The sequence below is a fragment of the Novosphingobium sp. genome (assembly GCF_041905565.1).
In the GTDB taxonomy this organism is placed as follows: domain Bacteria; phylum Pseudomonadota; class Alphaproteobacteria; order Sphingomonadales; family Sphingomonadaceae; genus Novosphingobium.
In genome coordinates this window covers 151,257-175,871 of sequence record NZ_JAYRKX010000001.1, presented here as the reverse complement: position 1 = coordinate 175,871, position 24,615 = coordinate 151,257, and the positions used below count along the sequence as shown (strand labels likewise).

General features: G+C 67.1%; 18 protein-coding genes and 1 tRNA gene. 6 read left to right on the top strand and 13 right to left on the bottom strand.

The annotated features are described in order from the left end of the window. Positions 1–6: 6 nt before the first annotated feature. From ACE3N9_RS00855 to ACE3N9_RS00845, 3 genes are all read right to left on the bottom strand, one after another. On the bottom strand, positions 7–861 hold the full coding sequence (locus ACE3N9_RS00855; protein WP_374279905.1) for a carbonic anhydrase: 855 nt from the start codon (positions 859–861) through the stop codon (positions 7–9). Positions 862–948: 87 nt separating this feature from the next. Further along, positions 949–2,730 carry a cation:proton antiporter gene (locus tag ACE3N9_RS00850; RefSeq protein ID WP_374279903.1) on the bottom strand — a complete coding sequence of 594 codons (1,782 nt, stop codon included), beginning with the start codon at positions 2,728–2,730 and terminating at the stop codon, positions 949–951. A 104-nt stretch (positions 2,731–2,834) separates the two neighbouring features. Then, positions 2,835–4,058, bottom strand: a complete 1,224-nt coding sequence (locus tag ACE3N9_RS00845; RefSeq protein ID WP_374279901.1) for an NADP-dependent isocitrate dehydrogenase — start codon at positions 4,056–4,058, stop codon at positions 2,835–2,837. Between the two features lie 150 nt (positions 4,059–4,208). Here ACE3N9_RS00845 and ACE3N9_RS00840 point away from each other — a divergent pair, with 150 nt between their 5' ends. Beyond that, positions 4,209–4,976 carry a crotonase/enoyl-CoA hydratase family protein gene (locus ACE3N9_RS00840; protein ID WP_374279899.1) on the top strand — a complete coding sequence of 256 codons (768 nt, stop codon included), beginning with the start codon at positions 4,209–4,211 and terminating at the stop codon, positions 4,974–4,976. Between the two features lie 65 nt (positions 4,977–5,041). Here the strand turns inward: ACE3N9_RS00840 and ACE3N9_RS00835 are convergent. Together ACE3N9_RS00835 and cpdR are read right to left on the bottom strand one after the other, a co-directional pair. Beyond that, positions 5,042–5,116 (bottom strand) — tRNA-Val (locus tag ACE3N9_RS00835). 84 nt (positions 5,117–5,200) lie between these two features. Further along, positions 5,201–5,575 (bottom strand): cell cycle two-component system response regulator CpdR, encoded by a 375-nt coding sequence (gene cpdR, locus ACE3N9_RS00830; protein WP_374279897.1) that lies wholly within the window; start codon positions 5,573–5,575, stop codon positions 5,201–5,203. Positions 5,576–5,722: 147 nt separating this feature from the next. Here cpdR and ACE3N9_RS00825 point away from each other — a divergent pair, with 147 nt between their 5' ends. Beyond that, positions 5,723–6,679, top strand: a complete 957-nt coding sequence (locus ACE3N9_RS00825; protein ID WP_374279895.1) for an N-formylglutamate amidohydrolase — start codon at positions 5,723–5,725, stop codon at positions 6,677–6,679. A gap of 217 nt (positions 6,680–6,896) precedes the next feature. On the opposite strand, the gene ACE3N9_RS00820 is transcribed toward ACE3N9_RS00825, so the two are convergent. Continuing rightward, positions 6,897–7,694, bottom strand: a complete 798-nt coding sequence (locus tag ACE3N9_RS00820) for a SapC family protein (RefSeq protein ID WP_374280326.1) — start codon at positions 7,692–7,694, stop codon at positions 6,897–6,899. Positions 7,695–7,741: 47 nt separating this feature from the next. Beyond that, a complete protein-coding gene (locus tag ACE3N9_RS00815; protein WP_374279893.1) occupies positions 7,742–9,193 on the bottom strand; it encodes an FAD-binding oxidoreductase in 1,452 nt (483 codons plus the stop codon). 287 nt (positions 9,194–9,480) lie between these two features. On the opposite strand from ACE3N9_RS00815, the gene ACE3N9_RS00810 reads away from it, so the two are divergent. Both ACE3N9_RS00810 and ACE3N9_RS00805 read left to right on the top strand, forming a co-directional pair. Further along, a complete protein-coding gene (locus ACE3N9_RS00810) occupies positions 9,481–9,882 on the top strand; it encodes a hypothetical protein (RefSeq protein ID WP_374279891.1) in 402 nt (133 codons plus the stop codon). Positions 9,883–10,010: 128 nt separating this feature from the next. After that, positions 10,011–11,426: a DEAD/DEAH box helicase gene (locus tag ACE3N9_RS00805; protein ID WP_374279890.1), complete on the top strand. Its 1,416-nt coding sequence runs from the start codon at positions 10,011–10,013 to the stop codon at positions 11,424–11,426. A 178-nt stretch (positions 11,427–11,604) separates the two neighbouring features. Here the strand turns inward: ACE3N9_RS00805 and ACE3N9_RS00800 are convergent, their stop codons facing one another. Beyond that, on the bottom strand, positions 11,605–15,165 hold the full coding sequence (locus tag ACE3N9_RS00800; RefSeq protein ID WP_374279888.1) for an autotransporter domain-containing protein: 3,561 nt from the start codon (positions 15,163–15,165) through the stop codon (positions 11,605–11,607). A gap of 232 nt (positions 15,166–15,397) precedes the next feature. Continuing rightward, positions 15,398–17,671, bottom strand: a complete 2,274-nt coding sequence (locus tag ACE3N9_RS00795; RefSeq protein ID WP_374280324.1) for an ATP-dependent helicase — start codon at positions 17,669–17,671, stop codon at positions 15,398–15,400. Positions 17,672–17,788: 117 nt separating this feature from the next. On the opposite strand from ACE3N9_RS00795, the gene ACE3N9_RS00790 reads away from it, so the two are divergent. Then, positions 17,789–19,054 (top strand): MFS transporter, encoded by a 1,266-nt coding sequence (locus ACE3N9_RS00790; protein ID WP_374279886.1) that lies wholly within the window; start codon positions 17,789–17,791, stop codon positions 19,052–19,054. Here the strand turns inward: ACE3N9_RS00790 and rsmD are convergent. Genes rsmD through ACE3N9_RS00775 form a run of 3 tightly spaced genes read right to left on the bottom strand, consistent with a single transcriptional unit; the run spans position 19,005 to position 21,851 of the window. Beyond that, positions 19,005–19,580 (bottom strand): 16S rRNA (guanine(966)-N(2))-methyltransferase RsmD, encoded by a 576-nt coding sequence (gene rsmD, locus ACE3N9_RS00785; protein ID WP_374279884.1) that lies wholly within the window; start codon positions 19,578–19,580, stop codon positions 19,005–19,007. The two genes, ACE3N9_RS00790 and rsmD, sit on opposite strands and share 50 nt — an antisense overlap. Continuing rightward, positions 19,577–20,659: a pseudouridine synthase gene (locus ACE3N9_RS00780; RefSeq protein WP_374279882.1), complete on the bottom strand. Its 1,083-nt coding sequence runs from the start codon at positions 20,657–20,659 to the stop codon at positions 19,577–19,579. The genes rsmD and ACE3N9_RS00780 overlap by 4 nt, the downstream gene beginning before the upstream one ends. A gap of 31 nt (positions 20,660–20,690) precedes the next feature. Beyond that, entirely contained in the window at positions 20,691–21,851 is a 1,161-nt protein-coding gene (locus tag ACE3N9_RS00775) for an aromatic ring-hydroxylating dioxygenase subunit alpha (protein WP_374279880.1), read from the bottom strand. 75 nt (positions 21,852–21,926) lie between these two features. Between ACE3N9_RS00775 and ACE3N9_RS00770 the strand changes: the two genes are divergently transcribed. Then, entirely contained in the window at positions 21,927–23,306 is a 1,380-nt protein-coding gene (locus ACE3N9_RS00770; RefSeq protein ID WP_374279878.1) for an MFS transporter, read from the top strand. Here the strand turns inward: ACE3N9_RS00770 and ACE3N9_RS00765 are convergent. Further along, on the bottom strand, positions 23,303–24,610 hold the full coding sequence (locus ACE3N9_RS00765) for a folylpolyglutamate synthase/dihydrofolate synthase family protein (RefSeq protein ID WP_374279876.1): 1,308 nt from the start codon (positions 24,608–24,610) through the stop codon (positions 23,303–23,305). The two genes, ACE3N9_RS00770 and ACE3N9_RS00765, sit on opposite strands and share 4 nt — an antisense overlap. Between the last annotated feature and the right edge of the window lie 5 nt (positions 24,611–24,615).

Sequence of the window (24,615 nt, the reverse complement as noted above, 5' to 3'; positions counted from 1 at the left end):
GCCGGCTTACTGCCCGCCTGTCCCGCCGACCAGCAAGCGCCCGTGGCGCGGCTGGATCGGCCGGGCATTGTCGCCGATGATGGCGTGGATCGCGGCGATCTGCGCGGCGCTGGCCGCAACCGGCTGCATCGCCACATGCCAGCGCACGCCTTCGCTGCACGGCGGCGTGGTCAGCGATCCGTCATAGCGCCAAACCGCCAGCTCGGACGGCAGCAGCCGCGCCGGGTCCAGCGTGACGCCAGCGACCAGCCGCGCGGCGGCTTCGCTGCGCGGCGCGGCCTTGATGATTTTGTCCAGTTCGGGATTGTGGGCGCCTTCCTCGAACAGCACGCCCAGCACGGCCAGGTTGCCGGCATGGTCGGCATGCACGAAGTGCGCGACCATCGGATAAGGCACGCCATAGATCGTTTCTTCGGACGGCGTGTGGAAATGCACCTGGACCAGCTTGTAGCGGGCAATGCCGCTCGACAGGATCGAGCCTTCGGGGAAGTTGACCTGGATGGTGTGGCCATTGTTCAGCACGCTCATCGCCCCGGGGCGGTACGCGGTGCGAACGTTGATCTGGCCCTGGATGTCGGATGCGCCGAGGTCGATCGGGGATTGCATGTGCCCGGTCTTGCACTGGCTGAAGCCATCGGCGAGGTCGCCCCAGCTGTCCGGCCCGGTCGCGCCGGAATAGGTCCAGTGGACTGGCCCGGCGGCGTGTGCTTGGCCTGCGGCGTGGGCGGGGGTCTTTTCCCCGACATGTTCGGCCGGGGATTTGCCCTTGGCAGCGGGGGTATGCGGCGAAGCGAGCAGCGCTGACGCACACAGCGCCAGCGGGGCGGCGATCAGGCTGGCGAAGCGGGCCGTGGTGATCATGGCGGATCCTTGTTGCAGCGGGTATCTGCGCCCGCGCATAAGGGCTGCCGCCTAAGCCGCCTCGAACACCGCCATCCGCAAGGTTGCCTAGTGATCCCTAAGGCTTGCGCTTTTCAGGCGGGGCATCTCGTCCAACTCGCCCTCTTTCATGATCCTTGCCCGGAACTCGTCACGTTTTTCGTGGATGCTGGCGATGACCGGCCCCATCGGCACGCCCAGGTCAACCAGCACCGCTTCGGACAGCTGCAACGATGATTCGAGCGTTTCAGGCACGGCATGCGTCGCGCCGGCGCGGTACAGCGCGGCGGCGTGGCTGACGTCGCGGGCGCGGGCGATGATCGGCAGCTCTGGGTATTGTTCGCGCAGCTTGCGCACCAGCCGCTGCGCGCCGACCGGTTCGTCCATGGTCAGGATCACGGCGCTGGCCTGTTCCACGCCCAGCCGTGACAAGGTGCCGCTTCTCGCCGCATCGCCAAAGCGCGCATTGTGCCCGCGCCTGGTTGCATCGCGGACCTGATCGGCATCGGCATCGATCATCAGGTAGGGCTTGCCATGGGTTTCCAGCATATCGGCCACCAACCGCCCGACGCGCCCGCAACCGACGATGATTGCGCGGCTGTCCGCCGGATCGAGTTCGTCGTCCGATTGGCGCCTGGCCGCTTCCTGGTCGACCGAGCGTCCGACCCGCCGCCCCAGCCAGGCCAGGATCGGCGTCACGGTCAGGCCCAATGCAGTCACGATCTGCCAGAACTGGGCGGTGCCCGGCTGGATCAGCGCTGCGGCGCTGGCGGCGGCCAGCACGATCAGCGTGGTTTCCGAAGGACTGGCCAGCAGGATCCCGGCCTCGGTCGCGGTTCCGGCGCGCGCGCCCATCAGGCGCAGGGCAAAGGCGGTGACCACGGCCTTCAGCACCAGCACCGCCAGGGTTGCCGCCAGCACGGTCCACAGGCTGTCCCAGACCACGCGCAGGTCGATGCTCATCCCCACGGTCAGCAGGAACACGCCCAGCGCCAGCCCCTTGAACGGGGCGGTGAAGGCTTCGACTTCGGTATGGTAGTCCGTCTCGGCGATCAGCAGGCCCGCCAGCAGCGCGCCCATCAGCGGCGACAGGCCCACCGCGCCGGTGGCCAGCGCGGCGACGATTACCACCAGCAGGCTGGCGGCCATGAACAGTTCCGGACTCTTCGTGCGGGCGGCCTGCGCAAACAGGCGCGGCAGCAGCAGGCGGCCCAGCACGAGCAGCAGTGCCACCACCAGGGTGCCAAGCGCCAGCGTGCGGCCAAGCGCCGACCAACTGTCGCTTCCGGCGTGCGGGGCCAGCGCGCCCAGCAGGAAGATCGCCGGAACCAGGGCGATGTCCTCGAACAGCAGGGTCGCCAGCGCGGCCTTGCCGACCGGGCTTTGCGTGCCGGTGATCGGCAGGACCAGCGCAGTGGAGGACATCGCCAGCGCCAGGCCCAGGCCCATTGCCCCGCCCAGCGGCTGGCCCATCAGGCTGAGCGCAAAGGCGATCAGGCTGCCCGCGACCAGCAATTCCATCGCCCCGCCGCCAAACACCTGTCGCCGCATCGCCCACAGGCGGTTGAACGACAGTTCCAGCCCGATTTCGAACAGGAGCAGGATGATCCCGAATTCGGCGAAGGGTTTCAGCCCCTCGGGATCGGAAATTGTGACATATTCAAGCCACGGATGGTCGAACACCAGCCGCCCCAGGCCATAAGGCCCGACCACCAGCCCGACCAGGATGAACCCGATCACCGGGGTGATGCGCAGCCGGGCGAACAGCGGAATCACGATCCCCGCGGCCCCCAGGATCACGAGTGCGTCACCGAGGGCAGAGGAAGGATCGAAGGAAACGGGACCGGCCATACGGTGAGACTTAGGGGAGGGTGGGGGCCCTTGTCACGCCACCCCATACGAAAAAGGGCGGCGCCGTTGCCGGTGCCGCCCCAATTCGTGTCAGTCAGGCTGAATCAGCCCCACTTGGCCATTTCGGTTTCGAGGTTCTGCACGATCGCCTCGAAGAAGCCTTCGGTGGTCAGCCAGGGCTGGTCCGGACCGATCAGGATCGCGAGGTCCTTGGTCATCTTGCCGCTTTCCACGGTGTCGATGCAGACCTTTTCCAGCGTTTCGGCGAACTTCACCACATCGGGGGTGCCGTCGAACTTGCCGCGATAGATCAGGCCGCGCGTCCACGCGAAGATCGACGCGATCGGGTTGGTCGAGGTCTGCTTGCCCTGCTGGTGCTGGCGGTAGTGACGGGTCACGGTGCCGTGGGCGGCTTCCGCTTCGATCGTCTGGCCATCGGGGGTCATCAGCACCGAGGTCATCAGGCCAAGGCTGCCGAAGCCCTGGGCAACCTGGTCCGACTGCACGTCGCCGTCATAGTTCTTGCAGGCCCAGACGAACTTGCCCGACCACTTCAGCGCCGAGGCGACCATGTCGTCGATCAGGCGGTGTTCGTAGACGATGCCGGCGGCTTCGAACTTTTCCTTGAAGCCTTCGGTTTCGTAGACTTCCTGGAACAGATCCTTGAAGCGGCCGTCATAGGCCTTGAGGATGGTGTTCTTGGTCGACAGGTAGACCGGCCAACCCAGGCCCAGGCCATAGTTCAGGCTGGCGCGGGCGAAATCGCGAATCGAATCGTCCAGGTTGTACATCGCCATGGCGACGCCCGAGCTGGGGAACTTGAACACTTCGAGGTCGATGGTTTCGCCGTTGTCACCATCGAACACCAGGCGCAGCGTGCCGGGGCCGGGGATCAGGGTGTCGGTGGCCTTGTACTGGTCACCAAAGGCATGTCGGCCGACCACGATCGGATCGGTCCAGCCCGGGATAAGGCGGGGGACGTTCTGCATCACGATCGGTTCGCGGAACACCACGCCGCCCAGGATGTTGCGGATCGTGCCGTTGGGCGACTTCCACATCTTCTTGAGGTTGAATTCCGTGACGCGGGCTTCGTCCGGGGTGATCGTGGCGCACTTGACCGCGACGCCATACTGCTTGGTGGCGTTGGCGGCGTCGACCGTGATCTGGTCGTTGGTTTCATCGCGCTTTTCGACCGACAAGTCATAATACTTCAGGTCGATGTCGAGGTAGGGCAGGATCAGCCGTTCGCGGATCCACTGCCAGATGATGCGGGTCATTTCATCGCCGTCCATTTCGACGACGGGGTTCTGCACCTTGATCTTGGCCATCGGTGGGTGTCTCTCTTCCTGGGGATGAATTTCGCAGCGCCCCCTTAGCAGAGGCGCGAAGTTGCGCAAGTTCGGGCTGGACAGCGCGTGCCATTGCGTCCTACCCATTTAACCAACCGATTAAACCTGTCCCAGAAGAGGATCTTAGAGATGAGCGAAGCTCCCGAAGTGCTGACCGAAGTCGATGACGGCGTCCTGATCATCACGATGAATCGCCCCGAAGCGAAGAACGCGATGAACAAGGCCCAGGCCGAAGGCATCGCCGCCGCGCTGGACCGGCTGGATGCCGAAAATGACCTGCGCTGCGCGATCCTGACCGGGGCTGGCGGCACCTTCTGTTCGGGTATGGACCTCAAGGGCTTCCTGCGCGGCGAACGCCCCAGCATCGAAGGGCGCGGCTTTGGCGGGATGACCGAATGGACCCCGAACAAGCCGGTGATCGCCGCGATCGACGGCTATGCCCTGGCCGGCGGCATGGAACTGGCGATGAGCTGCGACCTGATCGTGGCCAATGCCGGCGCCAAGTTCGGCATCCCCGAAGCCAAGCGCAGCCTGGCGGCTGCCGCTGGCGGGCTGATCAAGCTGCCGCGCCAGATCCCGCCGCGCATCGCGATGGAACTGGCGCTGACCGGCGATTTCATCGATGCCAAGCGCGCCTATGAACTGGGCTTCGTCAACCGCATCGTCGATGGCCCGGCGCTGGAAGGCGCCAAGACGCTCGCCCGTGCCGTCGCTGAAAACGGCCCGCTGGCGCTGATCGCCTCGAAGAAGGTGATCCGCGAATCGCACACCTGGAGCGATGCTGAAATGTGGCAGAAGCAGGCCGCGATCGTGATGCCGGTCTTCGCCAGCGAAGACGCCCGCGAAGGCGCAGCTGCCTTTGCCGAAAAGCGCAAGCCGAACTGGCAGGGCAAGTAAGCCCTGCCGCCAGGCTGAAAACGGAAAAGGCCCCGGAAATCCGGGGCCTTTCTCGTTTCAGCGAATGGTGGGCGTAGCAAGGATTGAACTTGCGACCCCTACGATGTCAACATAGTGCTCTACCACTGAGCTATACGCCCGACACCATTCGGTTGGTTCTGCCCGAAGCCGTCGCCCCGGGCAGGGGTGCGCCTCTAGCGGGGCTTTCGCCCCGATGCAAGGGGTCAGATCAACGCTAGTTGCTGCTGGCCGAAAATACGTTCCACTTCCAGCACCAGATCGCGCAGATGGAAGGGCTTGGACAGCACCTTGGCCTCCGGCGCTTCGCGGCTGGCCTTGAGCGTGACCGCCGCAAAGCCGGTGATGAACATCACCTTGGTCTTGGGGCTGACTTCGGCGCAATGCTGGGCCAATTCGATCCCGTCCATCTCGGGCATGACGATGTCCGACAGCAGCAGGTCGAAATGCTGTTCCTGCAGCAGGGGCAGGGCATGGGTGCCCCGGTCCACCGCCACCACGTCGTAGCCCGCATTTTCGAGCGCCCGCGCCAGGTAGGTGCGCATGGCTTCTTCGTCTTCGGCGAGCAGGATTCGGATCATCGGGGGCCTTCCATCGCGATTCGGGCGGGGCATTTTGACTAGTCCGCCACGCGCCAAGTCTTGTACAACGAACTCGGTTAACATTCTTGTGCCAATTCCCCTCCGGCCCGCTTTGACACAGGGGCCCGAAGGCGGCAGCCTTGGCCGATGGACGAGCGCTCTTCCGCCCCTGACGATTCGCCGCGGATCGGCGGCGGGACGATCCCCGGCAGCCCAGGAACGCCAGCCTTTTCGCTCGCGCGCAGCGAACCTTCGGCGGTGCCGGTGCTGATCGCGGTGCCCCACGCCGGGCGGGCCTATCCCGGCAGCCTGCTGGAACGGATGCGCCATCCGGGCTCGGCCTCGCTCAAGCTGGAAGACCGCTATGTCGACTTGCTGGGAGAGCGCGTGGCCCGCGCAACCGGAGCCGCGCTGCTGGTGGCTCATGCGCCCCGCGCGATGATCGATCTCAACCGCGCGATCGAGGATGTCGACTGGGACATGTTCGCGCGCGGCAAGCCGGACAGCGTCGGCAGTTACACCCCGGGGCTGCGTGCGCGCAGCGGGCTGGGCCTGATTCCGCGCCGCCTGCCGGGGCTGGGCGAGCTGTGGAAGCGCCGCCATGACGAGGAGGACCTGGCCGCGCGGATCGGCGGGATCCACGAACCCTATCACGCCTGCCTGGCCGAAACGCTGGCCGGACTGCGCGACCGCTGGGGGGCGGCGCTGCTGGTGGACCTCCATTCGATGCCGCCGCTGGGGCTGCGCGGCGGCCTGCCGGCGCCGGAATTCGTGCTGGGCGACCGGTTCGGGCAAACCTGCGGCGGCAGCCTGATCGGCAGCTGCTTTGGCTATTTCAGCGAAGCGCGGCGCGGGGCGGCGCACAACCGGCCCTATGCCGGCGGCTATGTGCTGGAACGCCACGCCCGCCCGCATGACGGGATGCACGCGATCCAGCTGGAAATCGACCGGTCGAGCTATCTGGATTACCGCCTGGCCGAACCGGGCGAGGGGCTGGAGGCGATGGCCGAATTGCTGTGCGGGCTGGTCCGGCGGCTGGCCGGCGAAGTGGCCGAGCTGGGCCGGCTGGCCCAGGGCCGGCGCTGGGCACAAGCGGCGGAATAGCCGTAAAAAAACCACCTCGTGCAAGTCGCACGAGGTGGCCAAGGTTCAGGGAGGAGGTGCACGAAGTGCACCTGATTCGACCGGACCATGAGGGAAGCCCGGCAAAATCACTGAAAGGATATACCCGTGCCCCGGATGTGGCAAGCCCCGACCAATGGCCGGGGCTGCGCATACGAATTCACCCGCCGGGGCGGGCGCTTCGCGGGGGGAGGGGAGCTCAGTTCGCGTTGGCGACCGCGGCGTTGGCTTCGTCGACCGTGATCGGGCCTTTGCCCTGCTGGACCTGGCGCGCGAACACTTCGGTCATCAGGTCAAGCGAGAACAGGTGGGCGAAGATCAGCGCCAGCATGCCGTTCTGGTTGAGGCTGCGCAGCACATCACCGCGCACGTCGCGCAGCTTTTCCTGGTCGATCATCTTGAAGCCGCGATAGACGAACGGCTGTTCGAACCCGGCCTGCTGGATCGACACTTCGCCGTCCATCAGCAGGTTGTGCTTGACCAGTTCATCGACGAAGGCCTGGGTGCGGAAGCCGGCTTCCTCGAAGTTGCGGCAGAAATCCAGGGTCGCCTTGCACTGTTCCGACGGCTGGTCGCCATCGAACAGGGCATTGCCTTCGGCGTATTCGCCCAAGAGGTCGCTGGTCGGGTCGAAGCACAGCGACAGGTCTTCGCTGTCGGGCGCAAGCTTGGCCAGCATGAACGGATAGCGGCGGACATAGGCCGGGACGTAAGCCTGCTGGAGCAGGGTGCCCTGATCGTCGACGAAGGTGTTCACGCCTTCGTTCAGGCCCATCAGCGCCAGCGGCACCGGCTGGTCGCTGGCCGAGAACACGATTGGGTAGTGGCGGCTGGCGTGGACGAATTCCTCGGCCGTCAGCGGCACGGCGTGCTGGCCAACCAGCCAGGTGGCGTGATCGGTGGTGCGGCTCTTCCAGGTGGCGTGATCGCGGCTGTTGAGCGGCATCAGATCCTTGTAGAACAGCGGCAGGTTGGCGGCTTGCGGCGCGCTGGCCATGAATTTCTCTCCAGACATAAGGCGATATGTTCGCGAAAGGCGCGGCTTTAAGGCTTGGCGGGGCTTGGCGCAAGAGCGACCAGCTTGCCGGGATTGAGCAATTCCCCAGGATCGAGCGCCGCCTTGACCGCGCGCATCAGCGCCAGCGCGGCCGGATCGCCCAGCCGTTCCAGCTCGTCGCGCTTGAGCTGGCCGATGCCGTGTTCCGCGCTGATCGAACCGTGCCATTCGCTGACCAGATCATGGACCCGGCGGCTGATCGCCTTGCCCTCGCGCGCTTCCCATTCGGCGCGCACTGCGCCGGGCGGGGCGATGACGTGGAAATGGATGTTGCCATCGCCCAAGTGACCGAAGCCGACCGCGTGGGTGCCGGGAAATTCGGCCTCGATCGTCGGCACGGCCATGTCGAGGAACGCGGGCATCCGCTCGACGGGAACCGAGATGTCGTGCTGCATCGCTGGCCCCTTGGCGCGTTCGGCCGGGGCCACGCTTTCGCGAATCAGCCACATCGCCTCGGCCTGGGCTTCGCTGGCGGCCAGCGTCGCATCGGCAACCAGCCCGGCTTCGAAAGCGGCGGCGATCATCGCTTCGGCACGCTCGCGCAGGGAGGCTGCGCCCACCGCATCGGCGACGACCTCGATCAGCGCGTGCCAGGCGTGCGGATCGGCCAGAGGCGCGCGGGCAGTGGGAACGTGGCCCAGCACCGCTTCAAGGCAGCTTTGCGGCAGCACTTCGAAGCCTTCCAGCGCGTCGCCGGCCGCCGCCTCGCAGTGCAGCAGCAACGCGCGCGCGGCGGTGATCGAGGGCACGCCGGCCCAGATCACCACCCGCTCGGCCACTTGCGGCACCAGCCGCAGGGTGGCGGCGGTGACGATCCCCAGCGTCCCTTCGCTGCCGATGAACAGCTGCTTGAGATCGAACCCGCGGTTGTCCTTCTTCAGCGGGGTCAGCGCCGAATAGACCGTGCCATCCGGCAGCACGGCTTCCAGCCCCATGACCAGCGCCCGCATCGAGCCGTGGCGCAGCACCTGCGTGCCGCCGGCATTGGTTGAAACCAGCCCGCCGACCGTGGCCGAACCCTTGCCGCCCAGGGTAAGGGGAAAGCGCAGGCCCTGCGCCTCGGCCGCTTCGTGCAGCACTTGCAGCACCACGCCGGCCTCGCAGGTGGCCTGGCGGGCCGCCGGGTCAATCGCGCGGATCGCGTTCATGCGCCTGAGCGAGAGCAATATGGCCGTGCCGCTGCCGTCCGGCGTGGCTCCGCCCGACATGCCGCTGTTGCCGCCCTGCGGCACGATTCCCACGCCGTGCGCCCGGCACAGCCGCACCAGCGCGGCCACTTCAGCAGTGCTGGCCGGCGAGGCAAGGGCGAGCGCCGCGCCGGTGAACCGGCCGCGCCAGTCGGTCAGCCAGGGTGCCAGTAGATCGGCATCGCGGGTCAGCCCGCGCGGGCCAAGCAGCGCGGCGGCTTCGTCCAGGAAGGCGCTAAACGGGGCAGTCATGGCCAGCGGCTATGGCACAGGCGGGCACATCGGGGCCAGCCCCTTGCGGATCGCCGCTCAGGCAGGTTAAGCGGTCGTTCAACGACGAGGGGTATTGATCGGGGGCGATGCACCCAGCCTTGCACTTGCTTGCGCCACTGGCGCTGTTTGTCCCGGCCGTTGCCGCAGTGGCGGCGGCCGAAGGACACGCGCCTGCGCCGCGCGCCGGGCTGGGCATGTCGGCCGGCCCGCTTGGCAGCGGTTTGCGTCCCGGCGGAATGAGCCTGCCAAGTGCAATGCCACTGCCCATGCCCGAGGCTGAGCAGGTGCGGATCGAGCAGCGCGTCACCATCCGCATCGGCCCGCGTCCCGCGCCGATGCCGATGATGCCGCCCGCCATGTTCGAAGAGGGCGATTTCGGCGGTGGCAGCCGCATCATCGAACGCAAGATGGGCAAATGCCTGCCGCTGTCCGCAATCGCCGGGGTTTCGCCCGCCGCGAAGAACCGGTTGCTGCTGCTGCTGCGCGACAACCGGGTGGTCCGCGCCACGCTCGACAAGAATTGCCAGGGACGGGATTTCTATTCGGGCTTCCTGGTGGCGCGCAATGCCGATGGCATGGTCTGCACCGGACGCGACGAATTGCTGGCGCGCAGCGGGGCCAAGTGCAAGGTCAGCGGCTACAAGCAGCTGATCGAAGTGGACGACTGATCCGGTTTTCTTGACTTTTCGGTCCCAGATAGCCTAGGGGCCGGGCATTCGCGCGAGGCATGCCTTGCACGGAGCGGTCATCCAGAGGTGATCCGCCGCATAACTCCCGGAAGCAGCGCAGCAAGCCTATGCCTTTTGCCGATCTCGGCCTCTCTCCCGAACTTGTCCAGGCCGTCCAGGCCAAGGGGTACGACACGCCTACCCCGATCCAGGCCCAGGCCATCCCGCAGGTGCTGATGATGCGCGATCTGATCGCCATCGCCCAGACCGGGACCGGCAAGACCGCCAGCTTCGTGCTGCCGATGATCGACATCCTGGCGCACGGCCGCCGCCGCGCGATGATGCCGCGCAGCCTGATCCTCGAGCCCACCCGCGAACTGGCCGCCCAGGTGGCCGAGAATTTCGAGGCTTACGGCGTCAACCACGACCTCAAGATGGCGCTGCTGATCGGCGGCGTGCAGATGGGTGACCAGGTCAAGGCGCTGAACGAGGGCGTGGACGTGCTGATCGCCACCCCGGGGCGCCTGATGGACCTGTTCGAACGCGGCAAGATCCTGCTGACCGGCTGCGACCTGCTGGTGATCGACGAGGCGGACCGCATGCTCGACATGGGGTTCATCCCCGATATCGAGACGATCTGTTCCAAGCTGCCGACCACCCGCCAGACCCTGCTGTTCAGCGCGACCATGCCGCCGCCGATCAAGAAGCTGGCGGACAAGTTCCTGAGCAATCCCAAGTCGATCGAAGTCGCCCGTCCGGCCTCGACCAACACCAACATCGCCCAGCACAAGGTCCCGGTCGCCAGCTCGCGCGTCAAGCGCGAGGTGCTGCGCCACCTGCTCAAGACCGATGATGTCGCCACCGCGATGATCTTCTGCAACCGCAAGACCACCGTGCGCGAGCTGAACAAGAGCCTGCGCAGCCACGGCTTTGCCAGCGGCGAAATCCACGGCGACATGGACCAGCCGGCGCGGCTGGCCGAATTGCAGCGGTTCAAGGATGGGCATGTCAACATCCTGGTGTGCAGCGACGTTGCCGCGCGCGGGCTGGACATCAAGGGCGTCAGCCACGTGTTCAACTTCGACACGCCTTGGCACCCGGACGATTACGTCCACCGCATCGGCCGCACCGGCCGCGCCGGGGCAACCGGCCGGGCCTTTACCCTGGTCGCTCCGGAAGATGCCGAAGCGATCGAGAACGTCGAAAAGCTGACCAAGATGACCATTCCGGTCTTCGAAGTGAAGCTGGACGACCGGGCCGAACGCCCCCGCCGCGAACCGCGCGAAGAACGCGCCCCCCGCGATGAACGTGCGCCGCGTGAAGAACGCAGCCGCCGCGCCGACAAGCCGCGCCGCGAGGACCGGCCCGCCCGTGAGGACCGTGCCGTGCGTGAGGACCGCCCCGCGCGTGAAGATCGTGCGCCGCGCCGCGAGGCGCGTTCCGATGCGCCGCGCCGGGCTCCGCGTGAAGATCGCGAACCGCCGAGCCAGCCGGGTGAGTGGAACGGTCCCGTTCCCGGCTTCCTCAATATCTCGGCGCTCTAGACCCCAGCAAACCTGAGCATAATGCCGTTCCGCCGGGCCTTTGGCCTGGCGGGCTGTCGGCGTGGCTCACGGCCTTGTTCTGACATCAGCACACCGAAAGGCGCAGCGCGCGCCGTGTCCAAACAGGAACGGGCCCGCCCCAAAGGGGCAGGCCCGTCGTTGTGCCGGGATGGCGGGATCAGAAGCGCAGGCTGATCGCGGCGCGATAGGCCTGGTTCTTCACATCGTCGCGGCCGATGGTGGTATCCGCGCTCAGCGACAGGCCAATGCGGCCGGTGTCGATGCTCAGCCCACCCGAAACTTCGGCCCAGTTCCGGTCCTGCCCAGCGAGGTTGTAAGTCACCATCGGGCCGGGCAGCGCGCCCGCGAAGGTGCCGTTGTACAGGTAGGGATTGGTGCGGAAATCGTGGACGAAGCTGGCGCTCACGAACGGGCGGATCTTGCCCTTGCCCGCCAGATCCAGGCCAAGCCGGCCCTGGATGCTGCGGAAGTCCGGGCGGTCGAACACCATCGCGGTCGGCCCGCCGGTTTCCAGCGAGCGGCCGAAATCGACCCAGCTGCTGCGCACTGCGGCGTTCGGAACGATGTCGAAGCTGGCGGTGCCCATGTTCAGGCCCAGCTTCAGTTCCGAAGCCAGGGTCAGCGCATCGTCGCTTGACCGCAGGGTGAAGCTGGCACCCGGCAGGTTGCCCGGCCGGCTGGTCTTCGAATGGAACTTGCCCACCGAAGTCTGCGTGCTGAGCGAAACCTTGCCCCAGTTGTACTTCGAATAGAGCGTGGCCTGGATCAGCGAACCGCTGGCCCCGCCAGGCGCCCCGGCGGTCTGGCCATCGACGTCGGTGTAGGACAGCGCCAGACCGAACTGGCCGTTGTCGCTCAGCTCGGCTTCGATACCGGCCGCGATGTACCAGCCATCGAACTGGTCATTGCCCGAGGCCGGGCGGGCGAACTGCATCGGGCGGCTTTCGCCATCGAGGTAACCCCCGGCGAAGAACGCGCTCATCGTTTCGGGCAGCTTGCCGTCTTCGGTGGTCGCCGGGCCGCCGTTATCCGCCGCGTAACCGGCCAGGGCGCCGACGGCCGGCATCCCCAGATTGCCGCGCATCCGGTTCTGGATCAGCGAGGCGGTCTGGGCCGGACGCCCGTAATAGGCGATGGTGCCACCGTTGCCGCCGTTCGGACCCAGCGCGGCAAGGCGCTGGCGGATCAGGCGGGAATTGTTGTCGATCGTCATCGTCGCCAGGGCCGAACGCAGGGTTTCGCTGCGCGGCGCGAGGGCATCGAGGGTGGTGCGGATGGTGCCGGCATCCTGCATGTCGAGCACGCCGTAGATGTCGGGGATCTTGCCCGACCCGCGGTTGGCATCGAGCAGCGCGGCATAGGCGCGCTGGACCGGCGAGGTGGTGTCGATCACGCTGGCATAGGAGGCCGCATCGATCCGCAGTTGCACGGCATTGGTCGAATAGAGCACCGTCGGCCGCAGGATCGCGCTGAGCGAACCGGGGTTGGTGAAGGTGCCGGTCACGCCGCCCGCCGCAGTCAGGACAGTGTAGACATCGGCATAGCGCACCGTGCTGCCCGCGGCCGGCGAAATCGCCAGCGAACCGCCAAGGTTGGCCGCACCGATGCTCGAGCCATTGGCCACCACCGCGATGCGGTCAGATACGCCCGCGCCGGCCAGGTTCACGAAGTAGTTCGTGCCCGAGGCCATCACCAGGTTGCCGCCAACGGTCAGGGTGCCGGTGGTGCTGGTGGTACCGGGGGCGAACTGGCCCAGCACGCTGGTCAGGAACGGTGCGTTGATCCGGCCCGAACCCAGCAAGGCGCCGCCCAGCAGGCTGTAATCGCCGACCGAGGTCAGCGTGCCGTTCACGGTGACCGTGCCGGCGAACTGGTTGGTACCCATCAGGGTGGTCAGCGAAGCGCCGCTGGCGATGTTCAGCCCGGCGGCGGCCGTGCCGATGGTCAGCCGGTCGATGGTGACGTTCGCACCGGACAGGGTGGTGGTCCCCGCCGCCGAAAGCGTCACGTCATAGTACTGGCCGGCCGTGCCGGTGGTGCGGACGGGATCGACGTTGTTCGGTACGAAGTTGGTCGCGCCGGGCAGGCCATTGGCCAGCGTGGCGGCTGGCAGGACAGCCGTGGCCAGCGCGCTCTGCTGCGATTCCAGCACGACTTCGCTGAACCCGGCATCCGAAACGCCCTGGCCATCGGTGATCGACCTGATCGTCGCGTTGCCGGCATTGTTCGATGCCGTCCCGATCGGCCCGCCAGTGATCGTTTCGACCCCGGTGGCGGTATCGAAGCAGTCGCTCAGTCCGGTGGTCTGGAAGCAGATCTGGCCGTAATCGCCCGAAGTGCCGTTCTTCTGTTCACCAGCGACAGTCGGAAGCCCGTTGACCAGCGATCCGCCCGACAGGATGTTGTAGGCCGGATCCAGCGTCGTCACCCAGCGGCTGGGATCGGTCCACGAACCGTCGCCCGCCTTGGCGCTGACGTAGTGGTAGGGGTTGTTGGCCGCGATCCAGTCCCAATAGAGATAAAGCGGCTGGTAGAAGCTGACCGCGCCGTAGCTGTAGGGAAGCTGGCCGTTGAAGAAGCGCGAATAGCCGCCCGATAGCACACCGGCGACGACCTGCTTGGCAAAGTTCTGCACGATCAGCGGGCCGCCCGAATCGCCCGGGGCAGTGATCCCTTCGGTCGGGGTGGTGCCGTTGAAGCGGGCGTTGTCGCGGAAGGCGTTGAAATCAAACGGGCTTGCGCCGCTCACGCCGCGGCGCGGATCGTCGAAGTCCATGAAGTACAGGTTCTGCTTCAGCCCGTTGGGGGCGCCGCCGAACAGGAAGCCTTCGAAGGTTTCAAGATCGGTCAGCGCGCCGATCATGTTTTCGGCCGCGCGGCGGCGGAAGTCCGATCCGCCGGTCTGCCCGGCCGTGCCGGTGCCGATCCCGCCGTAACCAGCAATCTTCACGTTGTAGCCGGTGCCGCCCGCGGTGATCGAGCCGGGGTTCGGGAGCGGCGAGAACAGCAGCGCCCAGGTCGGCACATTGGCGGCCGGCGTGTCCAGCGTGGCCATCGCCACGTCGCCATAGAGGAAGCTGCGCGCCTCCGGTTCGAGCGAGTAGGGGTTATAGGCCACGAAGTTGGCATTGTAGAACGACTGGGCCGTGTTGGTCTGGAACTGGCCGGCACCGCCCGTGCCGCCGCGCAGCCAGCGCACCAGCTCGTCGGTTTCGCCAGGGGCATTGGCGCGGGTGTAGGCTTCGAAGCCAAAGGCGATCCCGGTGCCGCCGGAATTCGCGCCATAGGCGGTGGCGGGGCGAGTGTTCACGCAGTGCGCAGCCAGGATCACCGTGCGCGGGTTGATCAGGGTGCCGGTGCACAGGCCGATGAACCCGCCGCCCGAATCGACGATCATCTGGCCAACGCCGGTCACGCCGGCTTCGCGCGAAGTCACGGTGGTCCCGGGGCTGGCGATGAGGATCGACGGGTCGGGCGCGCCGACCTGGACCAGGTTGGGCGCCTGCGCTTCGGGGGCGACCGCTTCAAGCACGGCGGACAGCTGCGGCTCGGGCAGCACCAAGCTGGTCAGCCCGGCGCCGTGCGCTTCGGGGGCAACTGCATCGATCAGGCCGACGTCGTTGGCCAGGGCAGGCTGGGAAACGGCGGTCAGGGCAATCGCGCTGGTGACGAGCAGGCGGGTGCGGCCGGCGGTCCGCGAACGGTTTTGATTGTGCATGAACAACTCCCTTGATCGGATAATTTTGCCTTAACTTTTATCCGAAACAAGGTGTTTTGATTAATTCATTATTAATAAGTTGAGAATCGCGCGAAAGCGTAATTACCGGCGCGGCATGCGCCGGTTTTACGAAATAATTGAATGATACGGGGCGTTTGGGGGCAACAAATGCACCCAATCCGATGCGCGGAATGGTAAATGCGGGCGGGGCTGGATAGCCCGAGCAGCGCGTTCAGGCAGAATCGGCCAGCTTGACGAAGCTGTCGATCACCCGTTTCGGCCCAGCGGTGTCGAAATCGATCTCCAGCTTGTTGCCTTCCTGGGCGGTGACCAGGCCATAGCCAAACTTGTCGTGGAACACGCGCACGCCCACCGCGATGTCGCGGCGGGGTTTGGCGGCAAAGCTGGCGGCGCTGCGGGTTGCTTCGGGCAGGCGGCGCGGGGCGGGGTCATAGGCGCTGGCGGCAGCGCGCTGCCAGCCGGGGCCGCGCGCGGAAACCTTGTCCGGCCGGTCACGGGCGACGTGGGCGAAGGGATCGTCGCGCTCGCTCCACTGTGCGCGCCACAGCGAGGCGCCGCCGGACAGGGTGCTTTCCTGCTCGACATGCGCTTCGGGCAACTCGGCGATGAAGCGGCTGGGGATCGAACTGGTCCACTGGCCGTAAATGCGGCGGTTCGACGCGTGCAGGATGGTACAGCGCCGCCGCGCGCGGGTGATCGCGACATAGGCGAGGCGGCGTTCCTCCTCGAGGCTGGCAAGGCCGCCTTCATCCAGCGCGCGCTGGCTGGGGAACACGCCTTCCTCCCAGCCGACGAGGAACACGTTGTCGAATTCCAACCCCTTGGCGGCGTGGATGGTCATGATCGTGACCTTGTCGGCATCGTCGGCGCGGTCGTTGTCCATCACCAGGCTGACGTGTTCGAGGAAATCGCCCAGCGTCTCGTATTCCTCCATCGCGCGGGCAAGTTCCGAGAGGTTTTCCAGTCGCCCGGCGCTTTCGGCGGTTTTTTCCGCCTGGAGCGCGGCGGTGTAGCCGCTTTCGTCGAGCAGGATGCGCACCAGCTCTGCCGGGGCGGTGGTCTTCGCCAGATCCCGCCAGCGCGCCACGTCGCGCATCAAGGCGAACAAGGTGTTGCGGGCGCGGGCCGGCAACTCGTCGGTATCGGTGATCTCGACTGCCGCCAGGCTCAGCGGCACGCCGCGCGCGCGGGCGTGGCGGTGCAACTTTTCCAGCGTCTTGTCGCCCAGGCCGCGTTTGGGGGTGTTGTAGATCCGCTCAAACGCCAGGTCGTCGCTCGGCTGCGCGATCAGCCGCAGATAGGCGAGGGCATCGCGGATTTCCGCGCGTTCATAGAAGCGGAAGCCGCCGATGATCTTGTAGGACAGGCCGATCGCGATGAACCGGTCTTCGAATTCGCGGGTCTGGTACTGCGCGCGCACCAGGATCGCGACCTGGCTGAGCGGGGCGCCCTCGCGTTCCAGCCGCTCGATCTCGTCGCCGACCCGGCGGGCCTCCTCGGGCGCGTCCCACACGCCGATCACGCGGACCTTGTCGCCGCCGTTCCGTTCGGTCCACAGCGTCTTGCCGAGCCGCTGGCTGTTGGCGTCGATCAGGCCCGATGCGGCGGCAAGGATGTCCGGGGTGGAGCGATAGTTCTGTTCGAGCCGGATCACCTTGGCGCCCGGAAAATCCTGTTCGAAGCGCAGGATATTGGCCACTTCGGCCCCGCGCCACGAATAGATCGACTGGTCGTCGTCACCCACCACGCAGATGTTCTTGCGGCCCTGGGCCAGCAGGCGCAGCCACAGGTACTGGACCTGGTTGGTGTCCTGGTATTCGTCGACCATGACGTATTTGAAGCGCTGCTGGTAATGTTCCAGCACATCGCGGTGCTGGCGCAGCACGTTCAGCATGTGCAGCAGCAGATCGCCGAAATCGCAGGCGTTCAGCGCGCGCAGCCGGTCCTGGTAGAGCTGGTAGAACTTCTGCCCCCGGCCATTGGCATAGCTTTCGCTTTCGGCGGCATCGATGTCCTGCGGGTTCAGCCCCTTGTTCTTCCAGCGGTCGATGCACTGGGCAAGCTGGCGGGCGGGCCAGCGCTTTTCGTCCAGCCCTTCGGCCTGGATCAGCTGCTTGAGCAGGCGCAGCTGGTCGTCGGTATCGATGATCGTGTAGTTCGATTGCAGCCCGACCAGTTCGGCATGGCGGCGCAGCAGTTTGGCGGCGATCGAATGGAACGTGCCAAGCCACGGCATCCCTTCCACCGCCGGGCCGACCAGCTGGCCGACGCGTTCGCGCATTTCGCGCGCCGCCTTGTTGGTGAACGTGACGCAGAGGATCTCGCTCGGCCAGGCGCGGCGGGTGCGGATCAGGTGGGCCAGCCGCGCGGTCAGCGCCGCGGTCTTGCCGGTGCCGGCCCCGGCCAGCATCAGCACCGGCCCTTCGGTGGCAAGCACGGCTTCGCGCTGCGGCGCGTTCAGACCGTCGAGCAAGGGGTCGGCCATGAGACCGGACGAGGATTCGGAAAGCTGGGACACGTGCGAACAACTAGGGAACACGGGGCCCCAGCGCAAGGGCTGCGGGATTGACAGGGCGGGGACAAGCGGCAAGTCAGCTTGGCCATGCATCCGATCCGCCAGCACGCCCGCATCCTGACCGCCGCCCTGACCGGGACGGCAGTCGAATTCTATGACTTCTACGTCTATGCCACGGCCGCCGCGCTGGTGTTCGGCCCGCTGTTCTTCCCGGCGGAAAGCGCGGCGGCGCAGACCATGCTTTCGTTCATGAGCTTTGGCCTGGCGTTCCTGGCCCGGCCGCTGGGGGCGATCGCCTTTGGCCACTTCGGCGACCGGATTGGACGCAAGTCAACGCTCGTTGCCTCGCTAATGCTGATGGGCCTGTCGACCCTGCTGATCGCCTTCCTGCCGACCTATGCCATGGCCGGCTGGGTGGCGCCGCTGCTGCTGTGCGTGCTTCGCTTTGGCCAGGGGTTTGGCCTGGGCGGCGAATGGGGCGGGGCGGCGCTGCTGGCGGTGGAATATGCGCCCAAGGGCTGGGAGGCGCGGTTCGGGTCCGCTCCGCAATTCGGTGCGCCGCTGGGGTTCCTGGCGGCGAACGGGCTGTTCCTGCTGCTGGGGCTGGTCCTGTCGGATGCCGATTTCAAGGCCTGGGGCTGGCGCATCCCGTTCCTGGCCAGCGCTTTCCTGGTCGGACTGGGGCTGTGGGTGCGGCTGCGGATTGCCGAAACCCCGGCCTTTCGCGAAGCGCTGGCCCACAAGGCGCCGCCGCCGGTGCCCTTTGCCCTGCTGGTCAGCCGCCATGCGGGCGCGGTGCTGGCGGGAACGGCGGGGGCCGTGGCCTGCTTTGCGGTGTTCTACCTGTCGACCGCCTATGCCTTGGCGCAGGGGACCACTTCGCTCGGCTACAGCCGCGAGACGTTCCTGGGAGTGCAACTGGGGGCCAACTGCTTTTTCGCGGCGGGCATCCTGTTCGCGGTGATGCGGGCGGACCGGATCGGCTCGGCCCGCGTGCTCAGGCAAGGGATGCTGGCCTGCATTGCGCTGGGCGCGGTGTTCGGCCCGGGCCTGCAATCGGGCTCGCTGTGGACCGTGTTCGTGACCCTGTCGGCCGCGCTGTTCGTGATGGGGCTGGTCTATGGCCCGCTGGGCAGCTGGCTGCCGACGCTGTTTCCGGTGACGGTGCGCTATTCGGGGATTTCGCTGGCGTTCAACGTTGGCGGGATCGTCGGCGGGGCGCTGACGCCGCTGGCTGCGCAGCAGATGGCCGCCTGGGGCCACGGGGCGCAGGCGGGCTTGCTGCTGTCGCTGGCGGGATTGCTCAGTCTGCTGGGGATTGCGCTGGCGAAGGCGCCAGACGCAGCAGCGTAAGCCGCGCCTTGCCGACCTTTCGGTCGGCATCGACGACAAAGCCCTTCACCTTGGGTTCCTCGTCGTGCGCGGTTTCGAGGCTTACCCAGGTCTGCTCGCCAATCCAGCCGAGCCGTCGCAGCTTGTCGAGCGCAACGCTGCCCGCGCCCGAGTGATAGGGCGGATCGAGCAGCACAAGATCCAGCGGGGCCTTGACCGGGCCCAGCGCCAGCACCGATCCGGCGCGCACGTCGCATTCGCTGGCGGCGCGCAGGGCGGCAATGTTGGCGCGCAGCGCGCGGATCGCGGGCGGGTCCTGCTCGACAAAGACGCAGCTGGCCGCGCCGCGCGACAGAGCTTCCAGCCCCAGCGCGCCCGAACCGGCAAACAGGTCGGCCGCCGTCAGCCCATCGAAGGTGCCGAGCCGCGACAGCAGCATCGAGAACAGCGTTTCGCGGGTGCGGTCGGCGGTGGGGCGGGTGGTTTCGCCCTGCGGTGCCTGCAACTTGCGCCCGCGCCACTGCCCGGCAATGATCCGCAGGCTCATCGTTTAGGGGCTCCGCCGCGCGGACCGGGTTTGCGCGCGCCGCCATTCGGGCCAGATTTGCGCGGTGCCGACTTGCCGGGCGCTGCGCGCAGACCATCGGGCTTGCGACCCTCGGGCTTGCGACCCTCGGGCTTGCGACCCTCGGGTTTACGACCCTCGGGTTTGCGTCCGTCTGGCTTGCGGCCATCGGCGCGCGCGGGGGCGGCCTTGGCGCTGTTGGGCCGGGCCGGGGCAGCGCGCGCGGCCTCGTCGCGGCGCGGGGCGCTGCGGGCGATCCGGGCGCGGGCCTGCTGAGGGGCGGACAGTTCGACCGATTGTGCCGTCCCGCCGGTCAAGGCCTTGCGGAAGCGTTCCACATCAGCCTGGCGCACTTCAACGGCCTGGCCGCGCGGCAGGTCGAGCAATTCGAACGGGCCATAACGGGTGCGAAGCAGGCGGCTGACTTCCAGCCCCAGGTATTCCAGCACGCGCCGCACTTCGCGGTTCTTGCCTTCGGTGATCGTCACTTCGATCCACTGGTTGCGCCCGGTGCGGCGCTCCATGTTGGCGTCGATCTTGCCATAGCGAATCCCGTCGATCTCGACGCCCTCGATCAGTTCTTCGAGCTGAGCCTGGCTGATATCGCCAAAGGTGCGGGCGCGGTAAGTGCGGGGCAGGCCGGTGCTGGGCAGTTCCATCGCCCGCTTCAGCTCGCCATCGTTGGTCAGGAGCAGCAGGCCCTCGGTGTTGAAGTCAAGCCGGCCGATCGGCATGACCCGGCCGACGTTTTCGGGCAGGGCGTTGCGCAGCGCGGTATAGATCGTCGGCCGCCCGGCGGGATCGCGCTCAGCCGTGATCAGGCCGGATGGCTTGTGGAACACGAACAGGCGGGTTGCATCGGCGGCCTTCACCGGCTTGCCGTCAACGCTGACGCCTTTCAGGCTGGTCAGGACGGTGTTGGGGGTGGTCACCACCTCCTCGCCGATCTTGACCCGTCCATCGGCAATCATCCGCTCCACCTCGCGGCGGCTGGCGATGCCGGCGCGGGCAAGCAGCTTGGCGATACGGTCGCCCTGGCGGTCTTTCTCGGGAGAAGTCATGGGGCGCCCTTACGCCAGAAGGGCCGCCGCGTCACCCCTCGGCCAGGGCCATCTGTTCGTGGCAGATTTCGTGGAAGCGGCGAACGCCTGCTTCCAGCGTGCCGAGCGTGACATGCTCGACCGCTCCGCTGGCGAGGCCCTGCTGGCCGAGCGCCGCGGCGCGGAAGTCCTCGCTGGCGAAGACCCCGCCGTCGAGCAGCTTCCAGCTGCGTTCCCAGTGGTCACGCGCCTTGTCAGTCTGCGGCTCCTCGGGGATCAGCATGAAATCCTCGACCAGGGTGCGCTCGTGCGACTGCGGCCACAGCGCCATGACGTTGATATAGTCCGGACTGATCACCAGCACGGTGCCGGGGAACAGCTGATAGGCAAAGGTGCCCAGCCGGCGCAGCGTGGCCATGTCGGTCAGGTCCAGCCCTTCCAGTTCGGCCGCGCGGCCGACCAGGCTGCGCTGGTGCGGGCCGATCTGGTCGCCGCTGGTCACCCCGTCCTTGAAGAACGGACCGATGGTGGCCGCGTGCAGCCGGGCAACGTGGTAGCTTTCCAGGAACGCGTCCATGATCAGCTTCCAGTTGGCCGGCACATCGTGCGTCTGGCGGCGGAACAGGTGTAGCCGGCCCATGGCAAAAGCATCGAAATCCGCGCCCAGCGTGCGAGCGTGGCTGAAATCGGCCTCACCTTGCGGGGCATACCAGATCAGCCCGCCGGCCTCGCAGCTGGGCAGTTCGACCAGGCCGTGATCGCCCTTGTCCAGTCCGGGGAAGGTTTCGGGGCGGGGCAGGGCGAGCAGCCGCCCGTCCATCGCAAAGGTCCAGGCGTGGTAGGGGCAGACCATCCGCTTGGCGCATTGTGCCTCTTGACCCTCGACCAACCGGGTGCCGCGATGGCGGCAGACGTTGAGGAACACGTGGGCCTGCCCCTCGCCGTCGCGGGTGATCAGCAGCGGGCGCCCGGTGGCATCATGCGGCACGGCCATGTTCGGCTGGGGCAGCAGCGCCGATGGGCACAGCACCTGCGGCGCCTTGCGCCACAGCAGCGCCTGCTCGCGCTGCCAGTGGGCCGGATCGGTGTAGACCGCGGCGGGCACCGTGGCCACCTCGCTTGCCATGCGGGCCTGGCCCTGCGCAATTGCCAGGGCCAGCGCATGCTGGCCGGGGGTCGGGCTGGTGCCCGGGAGTGTGGAAGCCGTCGCCATGAGGGCTATCATTACCCCAATTCGGCGCTAGTTTCGCGCGCAAAGTTCACGTGAGGGCGCGCAATGTCGGTTGAATTGTCCCGGTTTATCATCTTCGTGGCGGTGCTGATCGGCCTGGCACTGGTTGCCACGCGGATCCGGTCCTTCCGGCCCTACTTGCGCAAGAACCCGATGATCACCTTCCTGCTGGGCATTTCCAGCGGCTTTCCGCTGACCCTGCTGGTCGCGACCATGACCTTCTGGTTGGCCAAGGTGGGGATCGACACGGCGACCATCGGCTTCGCCGTGGCGCTGGGCACGCCCTATACGATCAAGTTCCTGTGGGCGCCGCTGGTCGACAAGCTGCCGCTGCCGGTGCTGACCCGCACGTTCGGCCAGCGGCGGGGCTGGCTGTTCTTCATCCAGGCGCTGCTGTTCGTCTCGGTCTGGCAGCTGGGCGCCAGCAATCCGCAGCCGGGGCAGCTGGGCGGCTTCATGTTCTGGGCGGTGGTCACCGCGTTCCTTTCGGCGACACAGGACATCGTGATCGACGCATACCGCATCGAGATCCTGGAGGACGAGGAGTTCGCCCACGGCACGGCCACCAACCAGTTCGGCTATCGCACCGGCAACCTGATTGCCGGGGCGGGCACGGTGTTCCTCGCCTCCAGCGAAGGACTGGGGCTGGGCTGGGCCACGGGTTACGGGCTGACCGCGTTCTGCATCTTGCCCGCGATTGTCGGCGCGTTGATCGCCGGGCCGGGGCGCTATGTCGACCGCTTCGCGGGCGCATCGGGGATGAGCGCGCGGCAGTGGCTGAGCGAAACGGTGCTCAACCCGTTCCGCGAATTCCTCGGCCGCCACGGCGCGTTCCTGATCCTGGGCTTCGTGCTGATCTACAAGGTTGGCGACGCGATGGGGCAGACCATGCTGGCGCCGATGATCGTCGACCTGGGTTTTTCCGACCTCGATTATGTTTCGGCGAACAAGCTGTGGGGCTTTGGCGCGCTGATCCTGGGTTCGGCGCTGGGCGCGCCGTTCATCCTGTGGCTGGGCATGGGCCGGGCGCTGCTGCTTTCTGGCCTGATGATGATGTTCTCGAACGTGATGTTCATGCTGCTGTCGGTCACCGGGCACAACTACTGGATGCTGGTTGCCGCGATCGGGACCGAGAACCTGACCAGCGGGATCGGCTTGACGGTGTTCGCCACCTACCTGTCGGGGCTGTCGAGCCTGGCCTATACCGCCACCCAGTTCGCGCTGCTGTCATCCTTCGCGGCTTTCGGGCGGACCTGGCTGGCGACGCCTGCCGGGGTGATCGCCAAGGAACTCGGCTGGACGCTGTTCTGGGGCTTCACCGTGCTCGCCGCGATCCCCGGCATGATCCTGCTGTGGCTGCTGTGGCACAAGGGCCATATCGCCCAGACCGTCCGCCAGCCGAGCACCGAGGATGACAGCGTCGAAGCGAAAGCCTAGTCGGGAAATTCTGCGTTGAGCCGCAAGACCTCGCCCGCGAGGTAAAGCGACCCTGCGATCAGCACGTCGCCTGCGCCCGGCAGTGCGCGCAGCGCGGCGGCGACATCGGGGAAGGCCGTGACCGGTCGGTCGGCATGGGCAGCAATATCGGCCGGGCTGTGGGCATCGTGGCCCGGCGCGGGGACGACTGAGACACTCAGCAACTTGCCTTTTAGCGGGGCGACGATCGCGGCCGGGTCCTTGCTCGCCAACATGCCGGTAATCAGGTGGAAGGGCGGCGCGTCGGCGAAATGGCGGGCGATGGCGAGGCCCGCATCGACATTGTGCCCGCCGTCGAGCCAGACCTTGCGGCCCGGCGCCAGTTCGGTGAGCGGGCCCTGGCCCAGCAGTTGCAGCCGTGCCGGCCAGCGCGCCGCGCGGATGCCGGCCGCCATCGCCTCGGGCGTGACGGTCACTTGCGACTGGTGGCGCAGCATGGCCACCGCCAGCGCGGCGTTGTCGGCCTGGTGGGTGCCGGCCAGCGTGGGGAGGGGCAGGGTCAGCTCGCCCTGCCGGTCACGGTAAGCGATCCCGGCGTCGATCGCCGCGTCCCAGTCCAGCCCGCGGATCGCGGTGCGGGCGCCGACCCGCATGGCGTGTTCGATCACGGTGCGGGTCATGTCGTCGCGGTAGGCCTGGGTCACCAGCGGCACGCCGGGGCGCGCGATCCCGGCCTTTTCAAAGGCGATGCGGCACAGCGGGTCCTGCGGCACGCCCTGTTCGGGGGTAAGCAGGAAGCCCTCGTGGTCGATCCCGAGGCTGGCGATGCCGCAGGCGGCCTGGTGGTCGAGCACGTTGGTCGCATCGAACCGGCCGCCCAGACCCACCTCGATCACGCAGGCGTCAGCCGGAATGCGGTGAAACGCCAGGAACGTGGCCGCCGTGGTCACTTCGAAGAAGCTGGGGGCGAGGTCCTCGCCCTTGTCCAGCACTTCCTTCAGCAGGTCGGCCAGCAACTCGTCGTCGATCAACTGGCCGGCCACGCGGATGCGTTCGTTGTAGCGTACCAGGTGCGGCTTGGTCGCGGCGTGCACCACCAGTCCCTGTGCTTCCAGCATGGCGCGCAGGTAGGCGCAGGTGCTGCCCTTGCCGTTGGTGCCCGCAACGTGGAACACCGGGGGCAGGGCGCGCTGGGGGTTGCCGAGGCGCTCCAGCAGCGCATGGATCACGTCCAGCCCGATCCGCCCCTGCGGCAGGCTGAGCGCGCCCAGCCGGTCCAGCTGGGCCTGGACGCGCGGATTGTCCGAGATCGCGAAGTCCTTCACGGCGG

What these genes read in the sequence shown, in the direction of transcription:
- ACE3N9_RS00855 (WP_374279905.1), bottom strand. Translation starts at nt 861, where the DNA reads ATGATCACCACGGCCCGCTTCGCCAGCCTGATCGCCGCCCCGCTGGCG.
- ACE3N9_RS00850 (WP_374279903.1), bottom strand. Translation starts at nt 2,730, where the DNA reads ATGGCCGGTCCCGTTTCCTTCGATCCTTCCTCTGCCCTCGGTGACGCA.
- ACE3N9_RS00845 (WP_374279901.1), bottom strand. Translation starts at nt 4,058, where the DNA reads ATGGCCAAGATCAAGGTGCAGAACCCCGTCGTCGAAATGGACGGCGAT.
- ACE3N9_RS00840 (WP_374279899.1), top strand. Translation starts at nt 4,209, where the DNA reads ATGAGCGAAGCTCCCGAAGTGCTGACCGAAGTCGATGACGGCGTCCTG.
- cpdR (WP_374279897.1), bottom strand. Translation starts at nt 5,575, where the DNA reads ATGATCCGAATCCTGCTCGCCGAAGACGAAGAAGCCATGCGCACCTAC.
- ACE3N9_RS00825 (WP_374279895.1), top strand. Translation starts at nt 5,723, where the DNA reads ATGGACGAGCGCTCTTCCGCCCCTGACGATTCGCCGCGGATCGGCGGC.
- ACE3N9_RS00820 (WP_374280326.1), bottom strand. Translation starts at nt 7,694, where the DNA reads ATGGCCAGCGCGCCGCAAGCCGCCAACCTGCCGCTGTTCTACAAGGAT.
- ACE3N9_RS00815 (WP_374279893.1), bottom strand. Translation starts at nt 9,193, where the DNA reads ATGACTGCCCCGTTTAGCGCCTTCCTGGACGAAGCCGCCGCGCTGCTT.
- ACE3N9_RS00810 (WP_374279891.1), top strand. Translation starts at nt 9,481, where the DNA reads ATGCCCGAGGCTGAGCAGGTGCGGATCGAGCAGCGCGTCACCATCCGC.
- ACE3N9_RS00805 (WP_374279890.1), top strand. Translation starts at nt 10,011, where the DNA reads ATGCCTTTTGCCGATCTCGGCCTCTCTCCCGAACTTGTCCAGGCCGTC.
- ACE3N9_RS00800 (WP_374279888.1), bottom strand. Translation starts at nt 15,165, where the DNA reads ATGCACAATCAAAACCGTTCGCGGACCGCCGGCCGCACCCGCCTGCTC.
- ACE3N9_RS00795 (WP_374280324.1), bottom strand. Translation starts at nt 17,671, where the DNA reads ATGGCCGACCCCTTGCTCGACGGTCTGAACGCGCCGCAGCGCGAAGCC.
- ACE3N9_RS00790 (WP_374279886.1), top strand. Translation starts at nt 17,789, where the DNA reads ATGCATCCGATCCGCCAGCACGCCCGCATCCTGACCGCCGCCCTGACC.
- rsmD (WP_374279884.1), bottom strand. Translation starts at nt 19,580, where the DNA reads ATGAGCCTGCGGATCATTGCCGGGCAGTGGCGCGGGCGCAAGTTGCAG.
- ACE3N9_RS00780 (WP_374279882.1), bottom strand. Translation starts at nt 20,659, where the DNA reads ATGACTTCTCCCGAGAAAGACCGCCAGGGCGACCGTATCGCCAAGCTG.
- ACE3N9_RS00775 (WP_374279880.1), bottom strand. Translation starts at nt 21,851, where the DNA reads ATGGCGACGGCTTCCACACTCCCGGGCACCAGCCCGACCCCCGGCCAG.